This window comes from Spongiibacter tropicus DSM 19543 (assembly GCF_000420325.1).
In the GTDB taxonomy this organism is placed as follows: Bacteria; Pseudomonadota; Gammaproteobacteria; order Pseudomonadales; family Spongiibacteraceae; genus Spongiibacter; species Spongiibacter tropicus.
Genome location: NZ_ATUS01000005.1, coordinates 151,433 through 174,359, shown reverse-complemented (window position 1 = coordinate 174,359; position 22,927 = coordinate 151,433). Strand labels below are relative to the sequence as shown.

Genomic DNA, 22,927 nt, shown 5'->3' with positions numbered 1-22,927 from the left:
ATACATCGGTCGATTCGGGTTCAGATAACGCCGCGCTCTTTGAGCATGGCCAGCAGTACGTTCACTTCTTCTTCCAGGCTCAGCTCATGGCTGTTCAGCACCAGCTCGGGCTTCTCTGGAGCTTCATAGGGATCGTCGATGCCGGTGAAGTTTTTGATTTCACCCGCACGCGCTTTTTTGTACAGACCTTTCGGGTCGCGCTCTTCGGCCACTTCCAGCGGCACGTTCACGTAAACTTCCACGAAATCCATGCCGCTTTCATCGTGCAGAGCGCGCACAGCGTCGCGGTCAGCGCGGTAGGGGCTAACGAAGCTGCTCAATACGATTACGCCGGTATCGACGAACAGCTTGGCTACTTCGCCGATACGGCGGATGTTTTCGGCGCGGTCTTCAGCGCTGAAACCCAGGTTTTTGTTAATACCCATGCGGATATTGTCGCCATCCAGACGGTAGCAAAGGTGGCCCTGCTCCATCAGCGCTTTCTCCAGCGCCACGGCTACGGTGCTTTTACCGCTGCCAGACAGGCCGGTAAACCACAGGGTTACACCCTTCTGCTTAAGCAGGGCGTTGCGATCTTCACGGCTGACTTCGCCGTCGTGCCAGTGAACATTCGTCGCTTTCACTTCTGTCATGCTGATCTCCGAATAGGAATGGCTGTATGCAAAGGGCAGTGATCTGCCACTGAGATAGTGCGGCATCATAGGCCTCCGACTACTACAAGTAAAACGACTTGTTGCTATACTCAGTATCGATTTCATCGATACTTAATTTCCAGCAATGCGACGGCAAACATCATGAACTACACCCTTCGCCAGTTGAGCATTTTTTTAGCCGTGGCACGCCACGAAAACGTGTCCCGTGCCGCCGCCGATCTCAAGCTGTCCCAGTCGGCCGCCAGTGCAGCCCTTCAGGCTCTTGAGAACAATTACGGCGTGTCGCTGTTCGAGCGTCAGGGCAACAAGCTGTCCCTCAATGCCGTGGGCCGCAGCCTGCGTCGCGACGCCGAGGTGCTCTATGCGCACTGCCAGGAGTTTGACCAGCGCCTGCGCAGCCACGGCGAACTGGGCCATCTCAAGGTGGGCGCCAGCTTTACCATCGGCAACCACCTTGTGGTGCGTTATCTGGCCGATTACTTGAGTCTTTACCCGGAAGCCGATGTGCAGTTGACCACTGCCAACACCCCGGAGGTGGTCAGCAAGGTGCTTAACTACGAAGTGGATGTCGGCATGATTGAGCGTGAAGTCCAGCACCGCGACCTGGAGCTGATTCCCTGGATGGAAGACGAGCTGATTGTGTTCTGCAGTGCGAGCCACCCGCTGGCCGAGAAGCAATCCCTCAGCGATCGCGATATCAAGAGCGCACGCTGGGTGCTGCGCGAACCCGACTCCGGTGCTCGTCACACCTTCGACCGAGCGTTGGCAGGCCTGCTGCCGGAAATTAATATCTACCGGGAATTCCGCCACAACGAAGCGATCAAAAGCGCCGTGGAATCCGGGCTGGGCATCGGTTGTCTGTCACAGGTGGTATTACAGAAGGACTTTCAGAACGGCACCTTGGTGCCGCTGAAACTGAGTCGACGGGATATGCGGCGGCGATTCTATTTCGCCCTGCCGCGCAAGCGTCACGACAAGGCGGCGGTCAGAGACTGGATCGACCTCTGCCGCCGCCAGGCCCTTACAGATACGCCTCGCGATACTCCGCAAACATCGCCTTGAGCTGGTCTTCGCTGAAGCCAAATTGCTCCAGCGTGTAGTCGTGGGAGGGCCGTGCATCGCGCTTGTTATCTTCGCGATAACGCTCCATGGCATCGCGGGCGGCATCGGTCAGCGGCATACCGATAAAGTCATACACCCTTTCGACAGTTTTCAGCGGATCGTCGATGGTGTCCTTGTACCACACATCCAGAAATGCTTCGGGATGCGCCCGCCGGGTCGCCATGGTGTGGCGTGTTCCCCGCGCGTATTTTTCAGCCCACTGAGCGCCGACGACTTTCGGGTCAACCTCATCGCTGCACATAATCCACAGGTTGTAGTTCATACTGGCCGCGGATGGAATAGTTTGCAGCGGATCGCGATGGGTCTGTACGATTTTCGCGTCGGGAAACACCTTTAACAGCGTCGCCACATGGTGAAGATGGTGCGGGGTTTTCAGCAGCCAGCGCTGCGCCTGCTGACCACTGCGTTTTTTCTGCCACTGCAAACATTGCAGCAAACGCTTCAGATACTCGTAGCCCGGCGTGTTGTCGTGGCTGTCGTTCCACTGGCCATAGCTGGGCACATTACAAAAGGCATCGGGAATGGTGCTGTAGAAGCTGTGCTCCAGCAGCATGATGTCTTCATCTGCCGCCACCGGGTCCATCGGGTGAATCGCGGCCAACTCCGGGTTCGCTTCCAGCATCGCCGCCACTTCGGCCTCCGCGGAGGTAATGCGCGCATCCTTGCTCTTGAAGTCCCAATCCAACGCGGGTGCCGGATTACGCACCTCGTACCACAGCGGCGCGAAAAAGCGCTGGTCGCTGGCTAGAATGCGGTGGGTATAGGTAGAACCGGTGCGCTGCAGGCCAATAATGACCACCGGCGCCAACACCTTCTCGTCGAGAATTTCCGGGTGTTTGGCTATCCACGCCTCTACCCGCAGACGGTTGATCAAAATATTGAGAATACGTTCGTATTGCCCGTAGCGACCTGCCGCATTCAGGTTCGCTTCTTCGTTCAGCGCCTTGACCAGCACGGCCATGGGCTCGCGAAAGCTGTCGTCGCCAAAATCACTCAGCCCGGTGGCCTCACTGGCGGCGGCCAGCAGCGCGTCTACACTCAGCTCGACCTCGGGAATGGCCTGTTCTGTCATGTTCAAAATCCTTACTACTGAGTTGTTGTTATGAAAGTTCGCTAAGCTTGACCACGCGACAACGCGGGTCGACGATGCGGTCGGCGCCAATCCAGCGGAAGGCCATGGTGCCCTCGCGGTGTCCAGTGGTATCCAGCCAGTTATCACAGCCGGGATCACGCGCCGACACGACGATGCGTACACCCCCATCGGGGCGGTATTTAGCGGTGTGCTTGTTCACATGAATATCGACGTAGCGGTATTCCAGCGACTCCATCCAGTAGTTATTGAGCTGGAAATTCCAGTTGTCGCAATCGGGAATCTCATCCGCTTCGATCACCAGGGCCTCGTCATCAGCCAGATTGAAATAGCCATGGTAGTAATAAATATTCGGATCGCCGCCCAGCTTCTGGCAGTACTCCTGGTCTGCCGCAGGCAGGGTGTTGGGGTGTTGTTTAAAACCCTCGGCCCAATCTGCAAACAAGGTGGCAGTGCCTTTTACGAAGGCCGCGGTGCTGCGCAGCTGGCGAGCGAAGGTAACCGGGTCCAGCGGCGCGGGTTTGGCGCCGTTGCGGTGCAGGCGCTCAATTTTCAATTCCGCCGCTCGCTCGGTTTTGCGATCGAGATAGGTCTGGCGCACCAGCACCGCCACCGTATTTTCGGTGATCGGCAGCCAGTTCCCCTCGTGAGGCTGTCGAGACAGGATAATTTCGATATTGCCGTTGGCATCGACTTCCAGGCCGCTGTGGGTATCCAGAGCACCCACCGAGCGCATATTGCCATCCTCTTCTTCATACCCCCCGGCAATGGCGATAAAGCCGAGGTAGGCGACCGAGCCGCGCGTACCGGTGATGCGGTAATCGTAGGCACCGTTGATCTCGGCTCTCTGGTAATAATTGTCCGGGTTATCAGCCCCGATCTTGGCGGTCTCGTGAGAAGGACGATAAAAGCTCGGGAAATCGCCGTCAGCGCATTCCACAAACATGTCCAAGGCAATGCGTGTCAGTCGGGTGAGATAACGCCAACCTTCTGCGCGATGTAGCGGGTCACCGGGGGCTTCTTCTCGCAAAATCTGCTGACCGGCGGCTTTGAGCTGATCACAGAATTCAGACCACAGCTCGCCGCTCATCACAGCAGACAGCGCCTCATCGGCAGCAGGATTGGGGGACATTGATTCAGGCATAGTGCTCTCCTTTTTATTGTTTAACACTATGGCCCAGCCGCAAGCAGGCGGCATCACCCAGAGGGGTGAACGCGTCATCAGCCCTCGCGAATTCGCCGATACCAGGCGGCGGGATCATCAATTTCTCCGTCGTCACGCAGGGGCGGATAGTCCAGATTCCGCTGGCGGCAGAAGTCTCGAACCTCAGGGTGTGCCCATTCAAACAACAGGCGCTGGTAGGTTTCTGCATCCAGCCGCGGCTGGGCGTACATCCCCGCACGCTGGCGCTGGTACTGGGCTTCGGAAAGAATAATGCCCGCCGCAACCGACACATTGTAGGACTGCACCATACCCATCATGGGGATAGTGATATGCGCGTCAGCCAGGGCACAGGCTTCGGCGCTGACGCCGCGCTTTTCCGCGCCGAGCAGCACCGCGGTCGGACGTGTATAGTCCGGTTCGCGGTAGTCTACCGATGACTCGTCCAGGTGCGCGGCCAGCACTTGCACACCTTGCGCCTGCAAGCCGGTAATCAGCCCGCCAATATCGCGATGCCGTTTGACCTCTACCCAACTGTGGCTGCCCATCGCAGTCCCGCGAAATGCCTTGTAATCCTTGTCATCAATGACCGCGTGCATTTCGGCGATACCCGCGGCATCGGCAGTACGCACAATCGCAGACAGATTGCGTCCCTTATGGACATTGTCGGTAATCAGGGTCAGGTCTGGCTGACGGCGGTCCAATACCGCACGCAGCCGCAGGTAACGCTCAGGAGTCATGATAGTGCTCAATAAAAGCCGGCGATTATAGCGAACCGGGGATGACCGCCATCGTCAAACGCGAAATACAGACGTCACGGTCAGCCTCATCGCGAATGCGGATCTCCCACACCTGCGTGGTTCGACCTATATGGATCGGCTTGGCGACGCCGGTCACCCGGCCACTCGTCACCTTTCGCAGATGATTGGCGTTGATATCCAGACCCACGCAGACGGTTCCTACCTCTGCCGCCATCGCCGCCGACATGCTGCCGACCGTTTCAGCCAGGGCCACTGATGCACCGCCATGCAGGATGCCCATTGGCTGGTGCGTGCGCGCGTCGACCGGCATGCTGGCCGTCACTGACTCGTCATCAATGGCTTCGACCCGAATATCCAGCGTTTCCGCCAGCGTATTGCGCATTAATGCATTCATTTCATCCACGCTGCGCGCTTGCTTCCATAAGCTCATGATCTATTCCTCAACAGCAAACTTATATAGATGGCCGGGACACGATTAAACCGCTAATTCACAGGAGATAGCTGTGCGCTGGATTTAAAAGTTTTCCCTGTTAACATAGGTGAAAATAACACAGCACTCTAACACAGAGGAGAAGCAGCAATGAGCGGCATGCCACGCTTTGTCTACGAAGAAGAACACGAGATGTTTCGCACGTCAGTGCGCAAGTTTCTGGAAACCGAAGCAGCCCCCTACCACGCGCAGTGGGAGAAAGACGGCCATGTCGACCGCCAGCTCTGGATCAAAGCCGGCGAACAGGGCTTTCTCTCGCCGACCGTCGGTGAAGAGTACGGCGGCGTCGGCGCCGACTTCCGCTACAACGCTATCGTCGATGAAGAGATCGGCCGCAGCGGCCTGACCGGCATCGGCTGGGGTCTGCACTCTGATATCGCGGTTCCCTACATCGTGCGCTACGGCAATGAGGCCCAGAAAGAGAAGTACCTGCCCAAGTGTGTGACCGGTGAAATCATCACCGCTATCGCCATGACTGAACCCGGCGCAGGCTCCGACTTGCAGGGCATCAAAACCACCGCCGTGAAAGATGGCGACGACTACATTCTGAATGGATCCAAAACCTTCATCACCAACGGTCAGCTGTCGGACCTGGTGATTGTGGTCGCCAAAACCGACCCCGCGGCGGGCGCCAAGGGCACCAGCCTGTTTTTGGTAGAAACCGGCACCCCCGGCTTTACCAAGGGCCGCAACCTGGAAAAAGTCGGCATGAAGGCGCAGGACACCTCTGAGCTGTTCTTCCAGGACGTGCGCATTTCCAAAGAACAACTGCTGGGCGAAGAAGGCATGGGCTTTGTGTACCTGATGCAGGACCTGCCCCAGGAGCGTTTGAGCGTGGCGATCAATGCCATTGCCAATGCCCGCTCGATTCTCGACCAGACCATTGACTATGTGAAAGAGCGCAAGGCCTTCGGCAAGTCCGTTGCCACCTTCCAGAACACCCAGTTCAAACTGGCGGAAATGGATACCGACCTGACCGTTGCCGAAGCCTATATGGATCGCTGCCTGCAGCTGCATGTCGAAGAGAAGTTTGATTCCGTGGCGGCGGCCAAGTGCAAACTGATGTCGACCGACCTGCAGTGCAAAGTCATTGATGAGTGCCTGCAATTACACGGTGGATATGGCTTCATGTGGGAATATCCTGTCGCGCGCGCCTTTGCCGATGCTCGCGTACAGCGTATTTACGCAGGGACCAACGAGATCATGAAACTGATCATCGGCCGTGACCTGGTGAAATAAGCCAAGCCACCGCCGTCTGTAAAGGGTCGCCTCGGCGGCCCTTTTTTTATGGCCGTGCGTTGATGGCCATATTTCATCACCCCCCATAAATTGTCTCAGCGCATTCACTCCCACATCGCGTACAATAGTCGACTGCAACCCGGAGGCAAGGCGTGACAGACTGGCATTGGCAACACAGCAGCGACTGTTTCAGTCTGCAATGGTCACAGCCTCGCCCCTGCCTGAGTTCAGCCGTCTTCAACGGTGGCCTCTGCAAGGCACGCTCGGTACTAAATCTGCGCGTCAGTGGCGATCCCGTCTCCCCTCTGCTCACGCCGGAACAAAGCCTGCATCAGGCCGCGAATCGCCTCGACCTGCCGGGGCCCACCATCGGCCTGATGACCAGCGCCTTGATGGCTTCTTTCCGCTACCGCCAGACAGAATACGCCGATCACGCCATTGCGATATTTCTCACCTGCGGATTGGGAAACGCCCGCCGCGCCGGTGACCCGGCCGACTGGCTGGGCGATAGCCCGACCCCGCTCGGCACCATTAACAGCGTATTGATCAGCGACCTGCAATGGAGCACGGCCAGTCAGGCCGAGCTGCTGGCACTGCTGGCAGAAGCCAAGGCCGCCGCACTTCAGGAGATGGGCATCCGCAGCCCACTGTCGGGAAAACCGGCGACGGGCACGGGCACCGATGCCTCGGTCATTATCGGCGGCCACGGCCGTGCGGAGCGCTGGTGCGGGAAACACACAAAGCTAGGGGAAATTATCGCGCAGCTATATATGGATGCGCTGTGCAGCAGTATTCGCGAGGACTGACTCAGCCCGACTCAGCGTCTTTTTTCGCGGCCCTAAGCTGCTTCTTCTCAGCGCGACGACGATTGAAAAAGGCCTGCATGACTGTGGTGGCCTCGTCGGCCAGTATCCCACCCTGCCACTGCACCCGATGATTCATCTGCGCCTGATCAAATAATTGTAAGTGGCTGCATACCGCGCCCGCCTTGGGTTCAGTCGCAGCAAAGACCACGCGCTCAATCCGGCTGTGGATAATCGCCCCGGCGCACATGGCGCAGGGCTCGATCGTTACGTACAGCGTTGCACCGGGTAGCCGGTAATTGTCGGCGGCCAGCGCAGCCTGACGCAAGGCCAGTATTTCAGCGTGCGCGCTGGGGTCGCAGGACGAAATCGGCTGATTAAAGCCCTCGCCCAACAGTGCGCCATCGCGCACGATAACCGCCCCCACCGGCACCTCGTTGAAGGTATCTGCCTGCTCGGCCAGCGCAATGGCGCGCTGCATCCAGTATTCATCGTTTTCCACAATCACTTCCCGAGAACAGTCACTCACTCTCTATGGCTGGGAGTCAGTTTACGCGATGCCTCTGTATGCTGACTATGCGCTCTCACTCTCCGCGGCCATCTCGACGAATGCCGCGAGATAGGACTGCTCAGCATCGGCTTCGCGCATCCCAAGAAAAATCTGCTTTTTCACACCGTGTTTGCCCATCCGCACAGCGCGAATGGGTAAGCGCCGGGCGTACTCTGCCACCAGCCAGTCGGGCAGCGCAGCAATGCCTCGCCCGGCAGCGACCATCTGCAGCATGATATCGGTGGTTTCAACGGTCTTATGCTTGCGTGGGCTACAGGCGGCGGGCAGGAAAAACTCACTGAACACGTCCAGGCGCTCGATATCGACCGGATAGCTGAACAGCACCTCACTGTCGACCTGCTTCGCCGAAAGCCAGGGTGAGTCGGCCAGACGATGCTCGGCGGGCAACACCAGCACCTGCTCATAATCAAATACCGGCGTAAACCGCAATCCCGGCTTATAAAGCGGATCGGGGGTCACCAGCAGATCGATATCGTGGTTGAACAGGGCCGCTATGCCACCGAACTGAAAGGCCTGTTTGACATCAACATCCACGTCGGGCCAGGCCTCCAGAAACGGCGACACCACCGTTAGCAGCCATTGATAACAGGGGTGGCACTCCATACCAATGCGCAGCTCGCCGCGCAGCCCTTTCGCCATTTGCGCGATCTGCGCCTCGGCATGTTCAAACTGTGGCAGCAAGCGATTGGCCAGCGTCAGCATCTGCTGACCGGCGGGGGTCAATTGCAAACGCCGCCCCTCCCTGCGCCACAGCGGCGTATCGAGGAGCTGTTCCAGCTTGCGCATCGCATGACTGAGTGCCGACTGGGTCAAACAGAGCGTATCGGCCGCCGCCGTGAGGCTGCCCTGCCGATCCACCTCACGAATAATGGCCAGATGACTGCGCTCAATCATGAACAAACCTCATAGATAGATGCAAAAACACCATTATTATTCATATAAGGCTCTCACTACCATAGCCCGCATCCAAAACCTTTACTGAAACAAGCAGGAGTGCGGCCATGGCCATTCTTCACAACCTGGGCTTCCCCCGAATTGGCGCTTCGCGGGAATTAAAATTTGCACTGGAATCTTACTGGCAGGGACAGACCGGCAGCGACGACCTGCTCGCCACCGCCGCCAAACTGCGTGAGCGACACTGGCAGTTGCAGTCCGCGCTGGACTGGCAGCCGGTCGGCGACTTCTCGCTATACGACCAGATGCTGGATATGAGCGTCACCCTCGGCAATCTCCCCCCGCGTGCACTGGGCGGCAAGGATCTGGACAGCTACTTCCGCGCAGCACGGGGCCGTGCGCCCGACGACAGCGACTGTCAGTGCAAGCACGCAGCAGAAATGACCAAGTGGTTCGATACCAACTACCACTATCTCGTGCCGGAGCTGGACGCCAACAGCCAGTTCGCGCTGTACCCCGCTCGGCTGCTCGGCGAATTGGGGGAAGCCAAGTTGCAGGGCGCCAGACCCAAAGCGGTGATTATTGGCCCCATCACCTATTTGTACCTGAGCAAAACCAAGGACGGCAGCGATGCGCTGGACCTGCTTCCCCGCCTGCTGCCGGTTTACCAGCAACTGCTCGACCGCCTTGCCGCCACGTCGCTGGAGTGGCTGCAAATAGATGAACCCGCTCTGGCCTGCGATCTGGATGAGGACTGGCAACAAGCATTCGTCGACAGCTATCGGGCACTTGAAAAGCACGGCCCCAAAAAATTGCTGTGCAGCTATTTCGGGCCGCTGCTGGAGAATTTCACGCTGGCGGCAGAGCTGCCCGTCGACGGCCTGCACATCGACTGCGTCAGCCAGCCCGAAGAAGGCCGCAGAGAGGCCGTCGCCCTGGCGACCGCCCTGCCCCCCGAGCGCATTCTTTCACTGGGCGTGATCAACGGGCGAAATATCTGGAAAACCGACCTGCTGCCCCTGCTCGACTGGCTGGAACCTCTGTCGCAACAGCTCGGCGACCGCCTGTGGCTGGCCCCCTCCTGCTCGCTGCTGCATGTGCCTTACTCGCTGGAAGAGGAAACTCAGCTCGACGGAGAGCTGAAATCCTGGCTGGCGTTTGCCGTAGAGAAGCTCGCTGAACTGCAAACCGTCGGCGCCGCATTGAACCGAGGGCGAAGCAGTATCAGCCACGCTCTGCAGTCAAACACCGAAGCACTCGCCCGTCGACGCCACTCCAGCCGGGTGCACAAATCCGAGGTACAGGCTGCCGTGAACGGCATTCACCGTGGACTGGGCAATCGCCAAAGTCCCTTTGCAGATCGCGCCGAGCAGCAGCGACGCCTGTTGCAACTGCCGCGCTTCCCCACCACTACCATCGGCTCCTTCCCACAGACCGCCGATATTCGCCAGTTCCGGCTGCGCTACAAACGCGGTGAACTCAGTGAACAGCAATACCGTCAGTATATGCAGCAGGAAATTGCCTATTGCATCGCTGAGCAGGAGGCCCTGGGGCTGGATGTGCTGGTTCACGGAGAAGCCGAGCGCAATGACATGGTCGAGTATTTTGGCCAACAGCTGGACGGTTACGCCTTCAGCCAGTATGGCTGGGTTCAGTCCTATGGCTCCCGCTGTGTCAAACCGCCAATTCTGTTCGGCGATATCAGTCGCCCCAGCGCCATGACAGTGGAGTGGAGCTGCTTTGCCCAGAGCCTGACAGACAAGCCGATGAAAGGCATGCTGACCGGCCCGGTAACCATTCTGAACTGGTCCTTTGTCCGCGACGACCAGCCGCGCCGCGACAGTTGCTATCAGCTTGCACTGGCCATCCGCCAAGAGGTACTGGATCTGGAAGCCGCCGGCATCCGCATCATTCAAATCGACGAAGCGGCGCTGCGCGAGGGCCTGCCACTGCGTCGCGCCCAGCGGCAGGAGTATCTGGACTGGGCGGTGGAATCCTTTCGGATTGCCGCCAACGGCGTGCGCGATGACACCCAGATTCACACCCATATGTGCTATTCCGAGTTCAATGACATTATCGACAGCATCGCCCGAATGGACGCCGACGTCATCACCATCGAAACCTCGCGCTCGGAACTGGAGCTGCTCGATGCCTTTGACGATTTTAACTATCCCAATGACATCGGTCCGGGCGTGTACGACATTCACTCCCCCAATGTGCCCAGCAGCGAGGCGATTGTCAGCCTGATGCGCAAGGCCGCCGAAAAGCTGCCCGCGGAAAGGCTGTGGATCAACCCCGACTGCGGCCTCAAAACCCGCGGCTGGAAGGAAGTCCTGGCGGCCTTGCAAAACATGGTCAGCGCCGCCCATCAGCTCCGCGCAGGCTGACAGAGGCGCACTGTCGTACAGCGGTTAATGCTCATGGCCCCCTTAGTTCTCATGGCACCGTGATTTGGGCACAGAAATTGCTCCCAGATGTCCAACAGATGTTTCCATAGAAATGTCTTATCAACAGCCAGCACAAGGTGAGTGCCATGAGACCCTTCCTTTCTGATGAAGAAGATGTCCTGAATGCTTTCCTCAAAGCCTGTAACGAACTCGGCATTGATGCCAAGGATGCCCTGAAAAGCCTTGATCTCGCGCCCTCGCTGCTCGCCTCACCGGAAAAGCTGGTTCCCAGCCACCTGTTCAATCAGTTGCTCGAAGAAGTGGCCCGACTCTACCACTGCCACGACCTGGCGCTGCGCGTCGCGCAACATCTGGGTGCACCACGACTGGGCTTGCCCGGCCGCCTGATAGCCTACTCTCTCGATCTGCGCAGCGGACTGAACAAGGCCGAGCACTACGCGGTGTACTATCAGGATACCGGCTACTGGCAACAGCACACAGACAATGGCCTGGTCACCCTCAGCAAGCAGCCATCGCCCTTTGCCAGTGAATACAATCATCAGCGCAACCTGTTGGGCACCGCGCAATTGTTTCTGTTGCTGAGACAGATTACCGGCGGCTTCTGGCAAGCCAGCCAGCTCAGTTTCAGTTTTCCGGACCCCGGTGGAAAATTTACTGATACCTTCCGGGCATTCTTTCGCTGCGAACTGCGTTTTTCCCAGCCCAGTGACGCCATTCACTTTGCGGAGGAATACCTCGATACCGATCTGAGCACCGCGGACCCCGGCGCACTGAAAAGCCTTGAAAACCAGATCAGCGCCTTTCAAGCAGAGCTGTTAGGCGAACAGGCACCGCTCGGTCGCGCCCGTCTGCTGCTGGATCAACGCCTGCGGTTCGCCAGCTGTGATTTTTCTGAACTGGCGTTTTATATGGGAATCAGCAAAGAAGCACTGCGGCAGACATTTCGCGATGCCGCGTCAAGTTTTGATGAGTTCAGGAGAGAGCGTCAGGCAGAACGGGCGCAGTACTATGAACGGGTATTTCATGCGCCAACCGCCCTGCTCGCCCGCGCAATAGCACCGGAGGCGAGCGATGCACTGATGGCACGGCTGGGTAAAACCTCCTGATTCGCAGCCCAAAAAATGCCCCCACCCCTCACAGGCATGGCGGAGGAACGAGGGAGCGGGATCGAGTCCGCCAACATTGCCGCTAGACAGTTCTTATCCGGGTAAGCGCTGCGTCACTTTGTAAGTCCCCGTAAAAACAGCGAGTTGTCTGCCGTCCTGCTCAATCCCCGTCTGAATGGTCATTCGCCCGGAGCCGCGCTGATTGAGCATTTTGTAGAACGCACACATCGCCGACTCGGTAACAGATGCCAAGGCATAGCAATTCGCGGTTACTGGCGCCAGATAACGGATATGGCTCTCGACAATCAGAACCTGATAATCCCGTGACAAGCCCTGCATCAGCAGCTGCAGCATGGCCCAACCTGCCGTGGTTGCCAGCGCGACGATACTGCCGCCAAAACCGGTGTTTTTGTCATTGATGTTCGGCGCCAGCGGCATATCGACGCGCAAGCTGTAATCGCTAAACGCCGTGAAGCGAACATCCATAGACTGCAGCAAGGGAATAGCCGTGATGGCCTGCTGAGAAAACGCCTGCAAACGCTGCTGCTGTTGACCGTTCATGATCCCCTCCGAAATCAAAGAAAAAAGCCCGGCAAACGCCGGGCAACACTGACAGCCTGTCGAATTCGATACACGACCCGGTTCAAAACCCGCTTTAGGCAGACAAGTGCCGCAGCAAAGTTCGCAATCATAGTATTTGCAAACATTGCAAAATCACATAAGCTATTGTTGTTAAAGGGTTTAATAGGAAATTCTTCGCAAATCAGTATGCAAAAAAGCGAAGTATTTGCAAGCCGATGTCCTTGTAGCGAGAGCGCCATGAAGAAACTGTTTGTCGGGCCGAGAATCCGACGCCTGCGCGAGCAGCACCAGCTCAACCAAATGCAATGCGCGAGCAAGCTGGGCCTGTCGCCCAGCTACCTGAACCAGATCGAAAACAATCAGCGCCCGGTCAGCGCCTCCGTGCTGATCAAACTCAGCAATGTTTTCAATATCGACGTGGCGCAGTTTGCAGACAACAGCGATGCGCAACTGGCCGCCGATATCAATCTGGCGCTGAAAGACCCGTTTCTGGCCGACAGCCAGATTCAGTGGCAGGAGGTAGAGGCCTTCACTCAACAGCAGCCGGAGCTCGCCACCAGCTTTACCCGGCTGTATCAGCGTTTCTCACGCTTACAGGAGGAATACCAGCAGTTGGTCAGCCGCTTCTACGGTGAGCAGCACACAGCGCACCTGTCGCCGTTGCCCCACGAGGAAGTGCGGGATTATTTTTACCGGCACAATAACTACATCGACCTGTTGGATCAGGCCGCCGAACAGCTTTACCGGCAGCAGGACTTCGACAGGCTGACACTCCATCAGCAACTGCAGGACTATTTGCGCACCGCTTTCGACGTCACCGTCAATATCGATCAGCCTCCCCACAACGGCGCGCTGCGGCACTACGACTCAAACACTCGCCAGCTTTTTCTCAGCAGCCAGCTCCAGCGTTTTCAGCAGTGCTTCCAGATGGCCAGCCAGATTGCGTTGCTCGATCAGGACAAGCAGATCAGCCTACTGTGTGCCGACGCCGACTTCAGCAGTGAGCAGACACAACGTCTGGCGCGCATTGGCCTGGCTAACTACTTTGCTGGCGCTCTGCTGATGCCCTACGGCGCATTCATGCAGGTGGCCGAACAACAGCGCTACGATATCGACGCGCTATGTCAGCACTTTCGCGTTTCTACCGAGCAGGTCTGCCACCGCTTGAGCACCTTGCAGCGCAGCGGACAAAAAGGCATTCCCTTCTATTTTGTGCGGGTGGATCAGGCGGGCAATATTTCCAAGCGACAAAGCGCAACCAGTTTTCACTTTGCCCGAACCGGCGGCGCCTGCCCCCTGTGGAATGTCCACGAAGCCTTCGGCACCGACCGCCGGGTGTTAACGCAGATTGCACAGATGCCCGATGGCCAGCAGTTTTTCTGCATTGCGCGGGAAGTGACTCAGGGCGGCGGCAGCTATCATGCCCGAGTGCGACGCTTTGCCATTGGGCTGGGCTGCGAATTACAGCATGCACACCGGCTGGTTTACGCCGATGGCCTGGACTTGAACAGCAAAGCACTGGTCACGCCGATCGGCCCCGGCTGTCGCGTCTGCCCTCGGAACGATTGCACGCAGCGGGCGTTTCCGCAGGCCGGTCGGCCACTGGATATCAACGACCAGTTACAGGCGGCGGTGCCCTACCGAGCGGATGACACCGTCTGACCAAAGACTATAAACCGCAGTCGTGGCCGCATGTCCGCTGCCCGACCTGATTGGGCGCGATCAGTCAGCGGCAATCGGCGCGAATTCGAGAGAGAGGTGTCCCGAGTCACCGGCGTCGCTGTAGTAATCCAGCATGCGCAACTTCCAGAATTGATCGCCATCCTTAACGATATACACCACATCGCGGGGGGAAATATGGTGGATACCATCCCCCTCGTTGCAGAAGTAAGAATAGTGATACCAGCCGTAGTCGGTATCCACGCCCTGACATGAGCCATCACCTTCAGGGTACGTCACAAAGGCCAGCGCATCGCTGTCATCGCTGTGGTAGTCCGCATCGTCGGGAACCGTGGTAATCGCCTCCCAGTCCCCTTGCAAGATATCGTGAATACCGACCGCGCCGGTTCCCGAGGCACCGCTGTTGATCTTAATATCGGAGCGCTGGAAGGCGACGTCCCAGCTATCCGGCTCACTGGCGGGCGCAGAGGGGAAGACCTGACTGATACTCTGCAGATCCACATACACCCACTCTTCTTCGCCGGAGGCATCCACTTCCGCCGCCGTCACATTATTTTCAGTGGAGAAGGTCGCTCGCTGTTCGCCCAGCGGATCTTCCGAACAACTGCTGCCGGGAATCTCCAGAAACTCGTATTGAGGATAGCCCTTGTCGCCGTCGTCATTGCTGTAATCGAGCATGCGAAACTTGAAGTAGCGGCACTCGTGAGTGCGCAGCACATAGCCGACGTTTTCGCGGGGCGTAATGTTCACCGCAAAGGCCGATTCGTGATACCAGCCCTTGTCGCCACCAATCAGCGCGACATAGTTCTGGTCGGCCTCAGGATAGGTGGTCATTGCATAGATCAACTGGTCTGGCGTGATTGCCAGCCCATCGTGGTCACCCACCACATCAGTGCGATACGTCACGGAATTTTCCGGCGGCGCGCCGACGACAGTCTCGAAAGGAAAGGCCTCGCCCTTCTCCACCTTCTGGCCGTATATGGCATTGCTGACACCGGTACTGGGTGCACCAGAATCGCCGCCATTCAACTTGATTTCCGTGCCCCGGTGCGCCAGATGCCAGGCATCGCTCACTTCGGGATTGGCCGGGTTCACCTGCTGCTGATTGATAATATCGACATATATCCAGGCGTCCTCGCTGGCATCCACACTGGCGATGAACGTAGCGCTATCGGTCATACTGAAGCTGAGCTGTTGGCCGCCGGGGCCGGGCTCAGTGGCAGGCGGTGGGGTACTGTCGCCGCCGCCGTCGTCCAGCTCGGTATCATCACTTTTAGAAGAAATATCCTCCGAGCAGGCGCTCAATGCCAGTAACAGGCTCAAGGCCACGACATGGCTCCAATGCAAGCTTCTCATTACAAACTCCAACTGACTTCCAGGTAATAACTACGGGGTTGGATGGGCAGGTACTGGGGGTCACCAGCGTCGGTCATATTGTCCACCCCCAGCGATAACAGCAGCGATGCAAAGCCTTTCCAACTGGCTCGCGCATCGACCAGCGCATAGGCCTCTGCGTCGCCGGCACTGGTGGGTGCGCCGCCACTGTCCAGCTCAACCGCAAATACGCGCTCACCGGTCCAGGTGCCACGCAATCCCAATGAGTAGCGTGGTTTGTCCAGCGACACGGCAAGATTGACGCGCTGTTCGGGACGCCCCGACAACTCGTCGCCGGTAGCTTCGTCCTCACTCCACAGGTGGCCATAACCCAGCTCCAGCCGCAGCGGCCATGTCTGCCCCTGCCAGGTCCATTGCACATCGACACCGGAGACCGTGGCATGCGCCACATTGCGGTAACTGAACAGAATGGTGGGCGTGCTCTCGACCTGAATAATTTCAATCAGCTCGTCCACATCATTGTGGAAGGCCGAAATCGACACGCTATGTTGTTCACCTGCCAGCCAGGTGAGACCAGCGTTAAAGCCGGTGCTTTTCTCGGGTTCGAGATCCAGCTCGCCCTCTACCCGGTAACCCACGGCCGGGTTATCAAAGCGCAGCAACAGCTCGCGGAAACTGGGGGGCCGATAACCCCGCCCGAAACCGAGCCGGGTAAACAGGCTGTCACTGATGTCATAGCGCAGTGACAGCTTGGGCGAAACCTGCTGACCAAACTGGGAGTCGCGATCAAAGCGCACACCGGGAATCAGATGAAGTCGCTCATTGCCGAGCAGAATATCGTCCTGTACATACAATGACTGCCGATCCCGCTCGGCGGATTGCCCCAGCCGGTCAGCGTCCAGGCGCTCCAACTGAAACTCGGCCCCCAGTGACAGCGTGTGCTGGCCCGGCAGGGTATTCAGCCAGCCGGGAGAGACATCCCACTGCCCGCCGCCAAACAGCAGTTCGTTGATGGTTTCTTCGTCAATCGTATTTTCTGTACTGCCCAACTGGTCCTGCAGGAACTGGTCAGCGTAGCGGTTGTAATACATATCCAGTGTCAGACTGCTGTCGTCAAAGTGAATACGCGGCTGAACCCCCACCCTCACTTCTTCAATTTGCTTGTAGGTGGCGTATTGCTTACCGCCAGTGCCACCATCACGCCGCTCGGTATCGTCCAGCGAATAGGACGCATCAAAGCCCAGATCAAAACCCTCACTGGCCTGCCAGCGTCCACTGAGGCTGCCAAAGCTGGACTCTCCGCTTACACCATCTTCAGCGAAGGTCGAGTCATCCAGATCGAACCCCGCCAGACGGCTGTGGCCCGCCGAGACCGAGGCCGAGACCGAATCGGCGACGAGGTCGGCACGCGCAAAGGCATCGCCGTTGCCCTCACTATCACCTCTCAGGGTGACGACGCCGCCCGGCTCGCCATCCGCACCTCGGCGGGTAATGATGTTCACCACCCCACCCAGCGCATCGCCGCCATACAGCGCCGAGGACGGTCCTTTTACAATCTCCACGCGCTCGATATCGGCAATATGAAAACGGCTGAGATCAATCGCACCATTAATGCGACCGATCATCCGCCGCCCGTTAACCAGTACCAGCACATGCTCGGAAGACAAACCCTGAATCTGAATGGAGGTCCCGCGCCCGGATTCGCGACTGGCATACACACCTCCTTCGCGCTCCAGCAACTCCGCGACATCCCTCGCGCCGGAAGCCTCGATATCCTCCGGGCCGATCAGTTGAACCTCTACCGGCGCATCGGCCAACGAGTACGGGGTGCGCGTCCCCGTCACGACAACGGTTTCCAGCAGCCTTGGCCGCGTGTCCGCTGAGGAGGACGCGCTGTCGCCCAGAGCGCCGGTCGAGCTTGCTAAGCAATAGATGCCGAAAAATACGGGCGCACAAAACACGCCTCGACGAAAACGATTCTGACTGGTCGATGCCATGGGCAAGTTGATTCACTTTTATGAATAGCGGAAACCGGGGGTTGCGAGGGACGATCACCCAACGCTAGATCACACTATCAGCAATGGTTGTCATTATCAAATACTAATGATTCTTATTTGTAGGGTGGTCGTAACTGCACGCCTTTGCCGACCTCCCTTTCCTGCCACTGAATTCCTTCGACAAAACCATTGCACAATCCATCTTTGGCGAATTATGATATGTTGTATCATATCTGAGTCGACTACCGGACCGATGCCCGAAACCTTTGCCAGACAACACCGAGATCGCGACGGGAGCTATATGAACCCAGACCACCTCGCGGCGTTTTCTCGCCAGCTCAATGCCCTGCGCGAAAACACCCTGGCAACGATCCGGCAGGCACAAAACACACTGGGCGAACGCGCTGAACCCGGCGACGAAGCCGATCGGGCACAGCACGAGGAAGACACGCGGCTGGCATTGCGCACCGTGGAGCGGGAAACCCGCCTGCTGCGCAAAATCGACGCAGCACTTCGGCGCATCCGCGATGGCGAGTACGGCTACTGCTTGGAGAGCGGTGAAGAGATCGGCCTCGAGCGACTTCGCGCGCGCCCCACAGCCGAGTACTGCGCGGAAGTTAAAGTGCAAATGGAAGAGAAGGAAAAGCATTATGGCAAACGCTGAACGCCTGCCCGTAACGGTACTTTCCGGTTTTCTCGGCGCAGGGAAAACCACCGTTCTCAGTCATGTACTGAATAACCGGGAAGGCCGCAGGGTCGCGGTGATTGTCAACGATATGAGCGAGATCAATATCGACGCCAGCGCCGTGCAGAATGACGTTGCCCTCAACCGCAGCGAAGAAAAACTGGTGGAAATGAGCAACGGCTGTATTTGCTGCACCCTGCGCGAAGACCTGCTGTTGGAAGTGCGCCGACTGGCCGATGAAGGACGTTTTGACTACCTGTTGATCGAGTCCACGGGCATTTCAGAGCCTCTCCCCGTTGCGGAAACCTTTACCTTTGCCGATGAACAAGGCGTGAGCCTGTCCGATGTCGCCCGCCTGGACACCATGGTGACCGTCGTTGATGCCGTGAATTTTCTGCGCGATTACGACGAGGCGAAATTCCTGCAGGAAACGGATGAACATCTGGGTGAGGCTGACGAGCGCAGTGTGGCTGACTTGCTGGTGGACCAGGTGGAGTTCGCCGATATTATTCTGATCAGCAAGACGGATCTGGTGGACCAAGCCACTCTGCAACGCCTTATTGCGGTGATCAAAACGCTCAATACAGAAGCGGACATCCTGCCGGTAAGCAACGGTGACATTCCCGCTGGACGCATTCTGGGCACGGGCAAATTCAGCTTCGAACGCGCTCAGCAGGCGCCGGGCTGGCTGAAAGAAATGCGCGGTGAGCATGTACCGGAAACCGAGGAATACGGCATCAGCAGTTTCAGTTACACCGCGCGCCGCCCCTTTCATCCGCAAAAGTTTTACGACTTTCTGCACAGCAAAGACATCCAGGGAAAGCTGATACGTTCCAAGGGCTACTTCTGGCTGGCCAGCCGCCCCGAGTTCGCCGGGCAATGGAGTCAGGCTGGCGGCATGGCGCGCTATGGTTTCGCAGGACTGTTCTGGAAAGCCGTCCCCAGAGACCGCTGGCCTGAAGATGAGGACTATCTCGCCTCGATCCATAAAAACTGGCAGGAACCTTTCGGCGATATGCGTCAGGAGCTGGTATTTATCGGACAGAACCTGGACGCTCGAACGATTACGGAAGCACTGGACAACTGCCTGCTCAGCGAGGAAGAACTGCTGGCCGGACGGGCTTACTGGCAGCAACTGCCCGATCCGTTTCCACGTTGGGGAGACGGAGCATGATTGCCGCTCAGCACACAAGCCCTGTCACGACGGCAACAGCAAGCTTCCGGCACGCCGTACTGGGCCACTCGCCGGAACGCCTGACCGAAATTTATCAGGACGACGTGAATATGGCCGTGTGGCGGCGCCAGCAGTCGCCACCGCTCCTGCAGGAAGACGCCCGTGCGCTGCTGCGCGCCGGGGGGCTGAGTGACCACCGGGTGGTACTGAGAGCGGCCAGCGATGTCGACCGCGCCCTGCCGGGCATCGCTGCCTATCCGCATCTGGCCGCGGATCTTCTCCTACTCACCGAGATGTTCTGCTGCCTGTTCGATCTGCGCAGCTGTGGACTCAGGATGAATGCCCTGCGATCAGAGATGTGCCCAAAGTTTCACATTGACCACGTACCCTGTCGCCTGATTTGTACCTACACCGGCCCCGCAACCGAGTGGCTACCCCACGAGGTAGTGGATCGCCGCAAGCTTGGCGCGGGTAGCCAGGGACTTAGCGATGCCGACAGCGGCTTATATCCGTCACCAGCAGCTATCTGCCAGTTAGCCGCGGGCGATGTGGCGCTGCTGAAGGGCGAACAATGGGCGGGCAATGAGGGCGCGGGACTGGTGCACCGCTCTCCCTGCGTGCCGAATGGTGAAACACGACTGTTACTCACCCTGGATTTTGCTTAAATGGTCGCGCTCAGCGCTGCCGGATTAATGATTCAACTAGGAGTTTTTGTATGAAACGTTCTGCGAGCTTTCTCGCACTGCTAACGCTCTCCAGCCTGGGACATGCCCTGTCTGGGCAGGTGCAGGATGCCAACGGTAAACCGGTCGCCGGCGCCACCATCGAGCTGCTGGGCAGCCAGCAAACCGCAACGACCGACAGCCTCGGTAATTTCAAACTCAACGTGGACGACAGCCAGGTTGACGAGGTGCATATCAACGCGCCCGGCTACAGTCACGAAACGCTTCACCTGCACGGTGAACACCGCGGCACACTGACGGTAAAACTCTACCGCTCGGTAATTGAGCAAGTCGACGTGACCGCCGTGCCGCTGCATATCTCTGTGATGGAGTCCGCTCAGCCGGTGACGGTCGTTTCCGGCGAAGACCTGCGCCGCAAGCAGGCCTCAACGCTGGGCGAAACCTTGAAAAATGAAGTGGGCGTGCACTCCAGTTATTTTGGTCCGGTTGCCAGCAGCCCCATTATTCGCGGCCTTAACGGCCCTCGCGTGTTGATTACCCAGAATGGCCTGGACGTCAGCGACGCCTCGCGGGTCGGCCCCGACCACGTGGTATCCACTGAGGCCAGCACTGCCGAGCAAATTGAAATTCTGCGCGGCCCCGCCACGCTGTTCTACGGCTCTGGTGCTATTGGTGGTGTGATCAATATTGTCGACGACCGCGTGCCGTCTTCCAGTGAAGAGCGCGGCGCCTTCGCCATCGGCCACAACAGCGTTGCCGACGAAAACGAGGCGTCCTTCGCCTACACCGGCGGCACCGAGCAGTTTGCCGTCCACATAGACGGCTTCAAACGCGACGGCAATAACTACGAAATTCCCGGCGCTGCAGCGCTTGAGGAAGAGCATGACCATGAAGACGAGCACGAAGAGGAGCATGAGGAAGGCCGCGACGGTGTGCTGGAAAACAGCGCCTCGGAAAGCAAGGGCTTCAATATTGGCGGTAGCTGGTTGCTGGATAACGGCTATGTGGGCCTGTCCTACGGTCGCCTGGAGCGCTTGAACGGTATTCCCGGCCACAGCCACGCTCACGAGGAAGAAGAACACGAGGGCGAGGAAGAACACGAAGAGCATGAAGAAGACGTGGCCGTGCAATCCGATCTGGTGCAGGACCGCTGGCAGCTGATCAGCGAACTGTCGCTGGATACGCCCCTGCTGAGCGGCATTAACACCCGCATCGGCTATACCGATTACGAACACAAGGAGATTGAGGGCGGTGAAGTCGGCACCATTTTCCGCAATGAAACCCTGCAGGCCCGCGTAGACCTGTTGATGCAGGAGATGGCAGGCTGGCGAGGCGCGGTGTCTGTGGAAGTGACGCATTCCGACTTTGAAGCCATTGGCGAGGAAGCCTTTACCCCACCGGCGAAAACGGAAAGCTACGCCATCGCCCTGATGGAAGAGAAGCATATTGGCGATGTGCTGGTGCAACTGGGCGCGCGTGTGGAGCAAGTCAACATCAAAGCCGACCCGATTGAATGGGAAGATCACCACGCCGAAGACGAGGCTGACAGCCACACCCTGCAACACTTCGACGATATGGAGTTCACCCCCATCAGTCTGTCCGCCGGACTGGTCTGGGAATTCACACCAGGCTATAACGCCGGCATCTCATTGACCCACGCCCAGCGCGCACCGAGTGCTGCCGAGCTGTTCTCCTATGGCCCGCACATTGGCAGTGGCGCGTTTGAAGTGGGTGCGGTCTTCGATCTGCATGCGGGTGACCACCCCCACTTCCACTACCACGACGATGTCACTGAGGAAGTGTCCAACAATATCGACCTGAGCCTGCGCAAACACTCCGGCAACATCGCCTGGGTACTCAACTTCTTCTACAACGAAATTGATGATTTCTACTATCAGCAAAGCACTGGGTACAGCAGTGGCGATATCAGTGGTCACGATCACGAAGAGGAAGCTGGCGGCGAAGAGGAGCACGAACACGGCCATGACGACTTCCCGGTCTACGTCTTCCAGCAGGCCGACGCCACCCTTTACGGTGTAGAGGCTCAACTGGCCTGGCAACTCGCCAGCCCGCTGAAACTGACACTGATGGCCGACACCACTCGCGGCAAGCTTAAAGACGGTGGCAACCTGCCTCGTATTCCCCCCGCGCGTCTGGGTGGCGAACTGCGCTATGCGCTTAACGGCTGGAATGCCGCGTTTGGCATGAGCCGCTACTTTGAGCAGGATCGCGTAGCCGAACTCGAAACCACCACCGGCGCCTACACGCTGATGGATGCAGAGCTGGCGTACACCTTCGCCGGGCTCGGCGACACGCGCAACGGCGATGTGACCGTCTACGTCAAGGGCAGCAACCTGAGTGATGAAGAAGCGCGAGTCCACTCTTCATTCCTCAAAGACCTGGCTCCCCTTCCTGGCCGGAATATCAGCATTGGTCTGCGTGGCAGCTTCTAAGCCCTGCACGACGCGGCAGCGGGGATTCGACTCCCCGTG

The 22,927-nt window shown here is 58.2% G+C and carries 20 protein-coding genes; 10 read left to right on the top strand and 10 right to left on the bottom strand.

Going from position 1 to position 22,927, the window contains the following annotated elements:
- Positions 1 to 20 precede the first annotated feature (20 nt).
- Complete coding sequence (gene cysC, locus G411_RS0117130; protein ID WP_028968561.1) at positions 21 to 632, bottom strand: adenylyl-sulfate kinase; 612 nt, start codon at positions 630 to 632, stop codon at positions 21 to 23.
- A gap of 162 nt (positions 633 to 794) precedes the next feature.
- Between cysC and G411_RS21010 the strand changes: the two genes are divergently transcribed.
- Positions 795 to 1,715: a LysR family transcriptional regulator gene (locus G411_RS21010; protein ID WP_022960436.1), complete on the top strand. Its 921-nt coding sequence runs from the start codon at positions 795 to 797 to the stop codon at positions 1,713 to 1,715.
- Here the strand turns inward: G411_RS21010 and G411_RS0117120 are convergent.
- The 4 genes from G411_RS0117120 to G411_RS0117105 form a co-directional block, all read right to left on the bottom strand.
- Entirely contained in the window at positions 1,675 to 2,847 is a 1,173-nt protein-coding gene (locus tag G411_RS0117120; protein ID WP_022960435.1) for a sulfotransferase family protein, read from the bottom strand. The genes G411_RS21010 and G411_RS0117120 overlap by 41 nt on opposite strands.
- A 28-nt stretch (positions 2,848 to 2,875) precedes the next feature.
- Positions 2,876 to 4,009: a DUF1214 domain-containing protein gene (locus G411_RS0117115; RefSeq protein ID WP_022960434.1), complete on the bottom strand. Its 1,134-nt coding sequence runs from the start codon at positions 4,007 to 4,009 to the stop codon at positions 2,876 to 2,878.
- Positions 4,010 to 4,086: 77 nt separating this feature from the next.
- Complete coding sequence (gene trmH, locus G411_RS0117110; protein ID WP_022960433.1) at positions 4,087 to 4,767, bottom strand: tRNA (guanosine(18)-2'-O)-methyltransferase TrmH; 681 nt, start codon at positions 4,765 to 4,767, stop codon at positions 4,087 to 4,089.
- Positions 4,768 to 4,792: 25 nt separating this feature from the next.
- Positions 4,793 to 5,218, bottom strand: a complete 426-nt coding sequence (locus G411_RS0117105) for a hotdog fold thioesterase (RefSeq protein ID WP_022960432.1) — start codon at positions 5,216 to 5,218, stop codon at positions 4,793 to 4,795.
- A gap of 150 nt (positions 5,219 to 5,368) precedes the next feature.
- On the opposite strand from G411_RS0117105, the gene G411_RS0117100 reads away from it, so the two are divergent.
- Together G411_RS0117100 and G411_RS0117095 are read left to right on the top strand one after the other, a co-directional pair.
- On the top strand, positions 5,369 to 6,517 hold the full coding sequence (locus G411_RS0117100; protein ID WP_022960431.1) for an acyl-CoA dehydrogenase family protein: 1,149 nt from the start codon (positions 5,369 to 5,371) through the stop codon (positions 6,515 to 6,517).
- A gap of 152 nt (positions 6,518 to 6,669) precedes the next feature.
- The gene (locus tag G411_RS0117095) at positions 6,670 to 7,323 is read left to right on the top strand and encodes an adenosylcobinamide amidohydrolase (RefSeq protein ID WP_022960430.1); all 654 of its coding nucleotides are present in this window, start codon (positions 6,670 to 6,672) and stop codon (positions 7,321 to 7,323) included.
- A 1-nt stretch (position 7,324) separates the two neighbouring features.
- On the opposite strand, the gene tadA is transcribed toward G411_RS0117095, so the two are convergent.
- Positions 7,325 to 7,849: a tRNA adenosine(34) deaminase TadA gene (gene tadA, locus G411_RS0117090; protein WP_272992659.1), complete on the bottom strand. Its 525-nt coding sequence runs from the start codon at positions 7,847 to 7,849 to the stop codon at positions 7,325 to 7,327.
- A 45-nt stretch (positions 7,850 to 7,894) separates the two neighbouring features.
- Positions 7,895 to 8,785, bottom strand: coding sequence for a LysR family transcriptional regulator (locus G411_RS0117085; RefSeq protein ID WP_022960428.1), 891 nt, complete (start codon positions 8,783 to 8,785; stop codon positions 7,895 to 7,897).
- 107 nt (positions 8,786 to 8,892) lie between these two features.
- Here G411_RS0117085 and metE point away from each other — a divergent pair, with 107 nt between their 5' ends.
- Complete coding sequence (gene metE / locus G411_RS0117080) at positions 8,893 to 11,172, top strand: 5-methyltetrahydropteroyltriglutamate--homocysteine S-methyltransferase (RefSeq protein WP_022960427.1); 2,280 nt, start codon at positions 8,893 to 8,895, stop codon at positions 11,170 to 11,172.
- A 146-nt stretch (positions 11,173 to 11,318) separates the two neighbouring features.
- Complete coding sequence (locus tag G411_RS0117075; RefSeq protein WP_022960426.1) at positions 11,319 to 12,299, top strand: AraC family transcriptional regulator ligand-binding domain-containing protein; 981 nt, start codon at positions 11,319 to 11,321, stop codon at positions 12,297 to 12,299.
- Positions 12,300 to 12,392: 93 nt separating this feature from the next.
- Here the strand turns inward: G411_RS0117075 and G411_RS21005 are convergent, their stop codons facing one another.
- The gene (locus G411_RS21005; RefSeq protein ID WP_022960425.1) at positions 12,393 to 12,860 is read right to left on the bottom strand and encodes a YiiD C-terminal domain-containing protein; all 468 of its coding nucleotides are present in this window, start codon (positions 12,858 to 12,860) and stop codon (positions 12,393 to 12,395) included.
- Between the two features lie 258 nt (positions 12,861 to 13,118).
- On the opposite strand from G411_RS21005, the gene G411_RS0117065 reads away from it, so the two are divergent.
- Complete coding sequence (locus G411_RS0117065; RefSeq protein WP_022960424.1) at positions 13,119 to 14,543, top strand: helix-turn-helix domain-containing protein; 1,425 nt, start codon at positions 13,119 to 13,121, stop codon at positions 14,541 to 14,543.
- A gap of 60 nt (positions 14,544 to 14,603) precedes the next feature.
- Here the strand turns inward: G411_RS0117065 and G411_RS0117060 are convergent, their stop codons facing one another.
- Both G411_RS0117060 and G411_RS0117055 read right to left on the bottom strand, forming a co-directional pair.
- Positions 14,604 to 15,917 (bottom strand): HmuY family protein, encoded by a 1,314-nt coding sequence (locus G411_RS0117060; protein ID WP_022960423.1) that lies wholly within the window; start codon positions 15,915 to 15,917, stop codon positions 14,604 to 14,606.
- The gene (locus G411_RS0117055) at positions 15,917 to 17,740 is read right to left on the bottom strand and encodes a TonB-dependent receptor plug domain-containing protein (protein ID WP_022960422.1); all 1,824 of its coding nucleotides are present in this window, start codon (positions 17,738 to 17,740) and stop codon (positions 15,917 to 15,919) included. The genes G411_RS0117060 and G411_RS0117055 overlap by 1 nt, the downstream gene beginning before the upstream one ends.
- Before the next feature lie 454 nt (positions 17,741 to 18,194).
- On the opposite strand from G411_RS0117055, the gene G411_RS0117050 reads away from it, so the two are divergent.
- The 4 genes from G411_RS0117050 to G411_RS0117035 are packed head-to-tail and all read left to right on the top strand — an operon-like array spanning position 18,195 to position 22,888.
- A complete protein-coding gene (locus G411_RS0117050) occupies positions 18,195 to 18,557 on the top strand; it encodes a TraR/DksA family transcriptional regulator (protein ID WP_211218370.1) in 363 nt (120 codons plus the stop codon).
- Complete coding sequence (gene zigA / locus G411_RS0117045; RefSeq protein ID WP_022960420.1) at positions 18,544 to 19,752, top strand: zinc metallochaperone GTPase ZigA; 1,209 nt, start codon at positions 18,544 to 18,546, stop codon at positions 19,750 to 19,752. Before G411_RS0117050 ends, zigA begins: the two co-directional genes overlap by 14 nt.
- Positions 19,749 to 20,417 carry a DUF1826 domain-containing protein gene (locus G411_RS0117040; RefSeq protein WP_022960419.1) on the top strand — a complete coding sequence of 223 codons (669 nt, stop codon included), beginning with the start codon at positions 19,749 to 19,751 and terminating at the stop codon, positions 20,415 to 20,417. Before zigA ends, G411_RS0117040 begins: the two co-directional genes overlap by 4 nt.
- 50 nt (positions 20,418 to 20,467) lie before the next feature.
- On the top strand, positions 20,468 to 22,888 hold the full coding sequence (locus G411_RS0117035) for a TonB-dependent receptor (RefSeq protein WP_022960418.1): 2,421 nt from the start codon (positions 20,468 to 20,470) through the stop codon (positions 22,886 to 22,888).
- Positions 22,889 to 22,927: the final 39 nt, after the last annotated feature.

What these genes read in the sequence shown, in the direction of transcription:
- G411_RS0117050 (WP_211218370.1), top strand. Translation starts at nt 18,195, where the DNA reads ATGAACCCAGACCACCTCGCGGCGTTTTCTCGCCAGCTCAATGCCCTG.
- G411_RS0117100 (WP_022960431.1), top strand. Translation starts at nt 5,369, where the DNA reads ATGAGCGGCATGCCACGCTTTGTCTACGAAGAAGAACACGAGATGTTT.
- G411_RS0117065 (WP_022960424.1), top strand. Translation starts at nt 13,119, where the DNA reads ATGAAGAAACTGTTTGTCGGGCCGAGAATCCGACGCCTGCGCGAGCAG.
- G411_RS0117060 (WP_022960423.1), bottom strand. Translation starts at nt 15,917, where the DNA reads ATGAGAAGCTTGCATTGGAGCCATGTCGTGGCCTTGAGCCTGTTACTG.
- G411_RS0117085 (WP_022960428.1), bottom strand. Translation starts at nt 8,785, where the DNA reads ATGATTGAGCGCAGTCATCTGGCCATTATTCGTGAGGTGGATCGGCAG.
- zigA (WP_022960420.1), top strand. Translation starts at nt 18,544, where the DNA reads ATGGCAAACGCTGAACGCCTGCCCGTAACGGTACTTTCCGGTTTTCTC.
- trmH (WP_022960433.1), bottom strand. Translation starts at nt 4,767, where the DNA reads ATGACTCCTGAGCGTTACCTGCGGCTGCGTGCGGTATTGGACCGCCGT.
- G411_RS0117040 (WP_022960419.1), top strand. Translation starts at nt 19,749, where the DNA reads ATGATTGCCGCTCAGCACACAAGCCCTGTCACGACGGCAACAGCAAGC.
- G411_RS0117115 (WP_022960434.1), bottom strand. Translation starts at nt 4,009, where the DNA reads ATGCCTGAATCAATGTCCCCCAATCCTGCTGCCGATGAGGCGCTGTCT.
- G411_RS0117035 (WP_022960418.1), top strand. Translation starts at nt 20,468, where the DNA reads ATGAAACGTTCTGCGAGCTTTCTCGCACTGCTAACGCTCTCCAGCCTG.
- G411_RS0117120 (WP_022960435.1), bottom strand. Translation starts at nt 2,847, where the DNA reads ATGACAGAACAGGCCATTCCCGAGGTCGAGCTGAGTGTAGACGCGCTG.
- metE (WP_022960427.1), top strand. Translation starts at nt 8,893, where the DNA reads ATGGCCATTCTTCACAACCTGGGCTTCCCCCGAATTGGCGCTTCGCGG.
- G411_RS0117075 (WP_022960426.1), top strand. Translation starts at nt 11,319, where the DNA reads ATGAGACCCTTCCTTTCTGATGAAGAAGATGTCCTGAATGCTTTCCTC.
- G411_RS21005 (WP_022960425.1), bottom strand. Translation starts at nt 12,860, where the DNA reads ATGAACGGTCAACAGCAGCAGCGTTTGCAGGCGTTTTCTCAGCAGGCC.
- cysC (WP_028968561.1), bottom strand. Translation starts at nt 632, where the DNA reads ATGACAGAAGTGAAAGCGACGAATGTTCACTGGCACGACGGCGAAGTC.
- G411_RS21010 (WP_022960436.1), top strand. Translation starts at nt 795, where the DNA reads ATGAACTACACCCTTCGCCAGTTGAGCATTTTTTTAGCCGTGGCACGC.
- G411_RS0117105 (WP_022960432.1), bottom strand. Translation starts at nt 5,218, where the DNA reads ATGAGCTTATGGAAGCAAGCGCGCAGCGTGGATGAAATGAATGCATTA.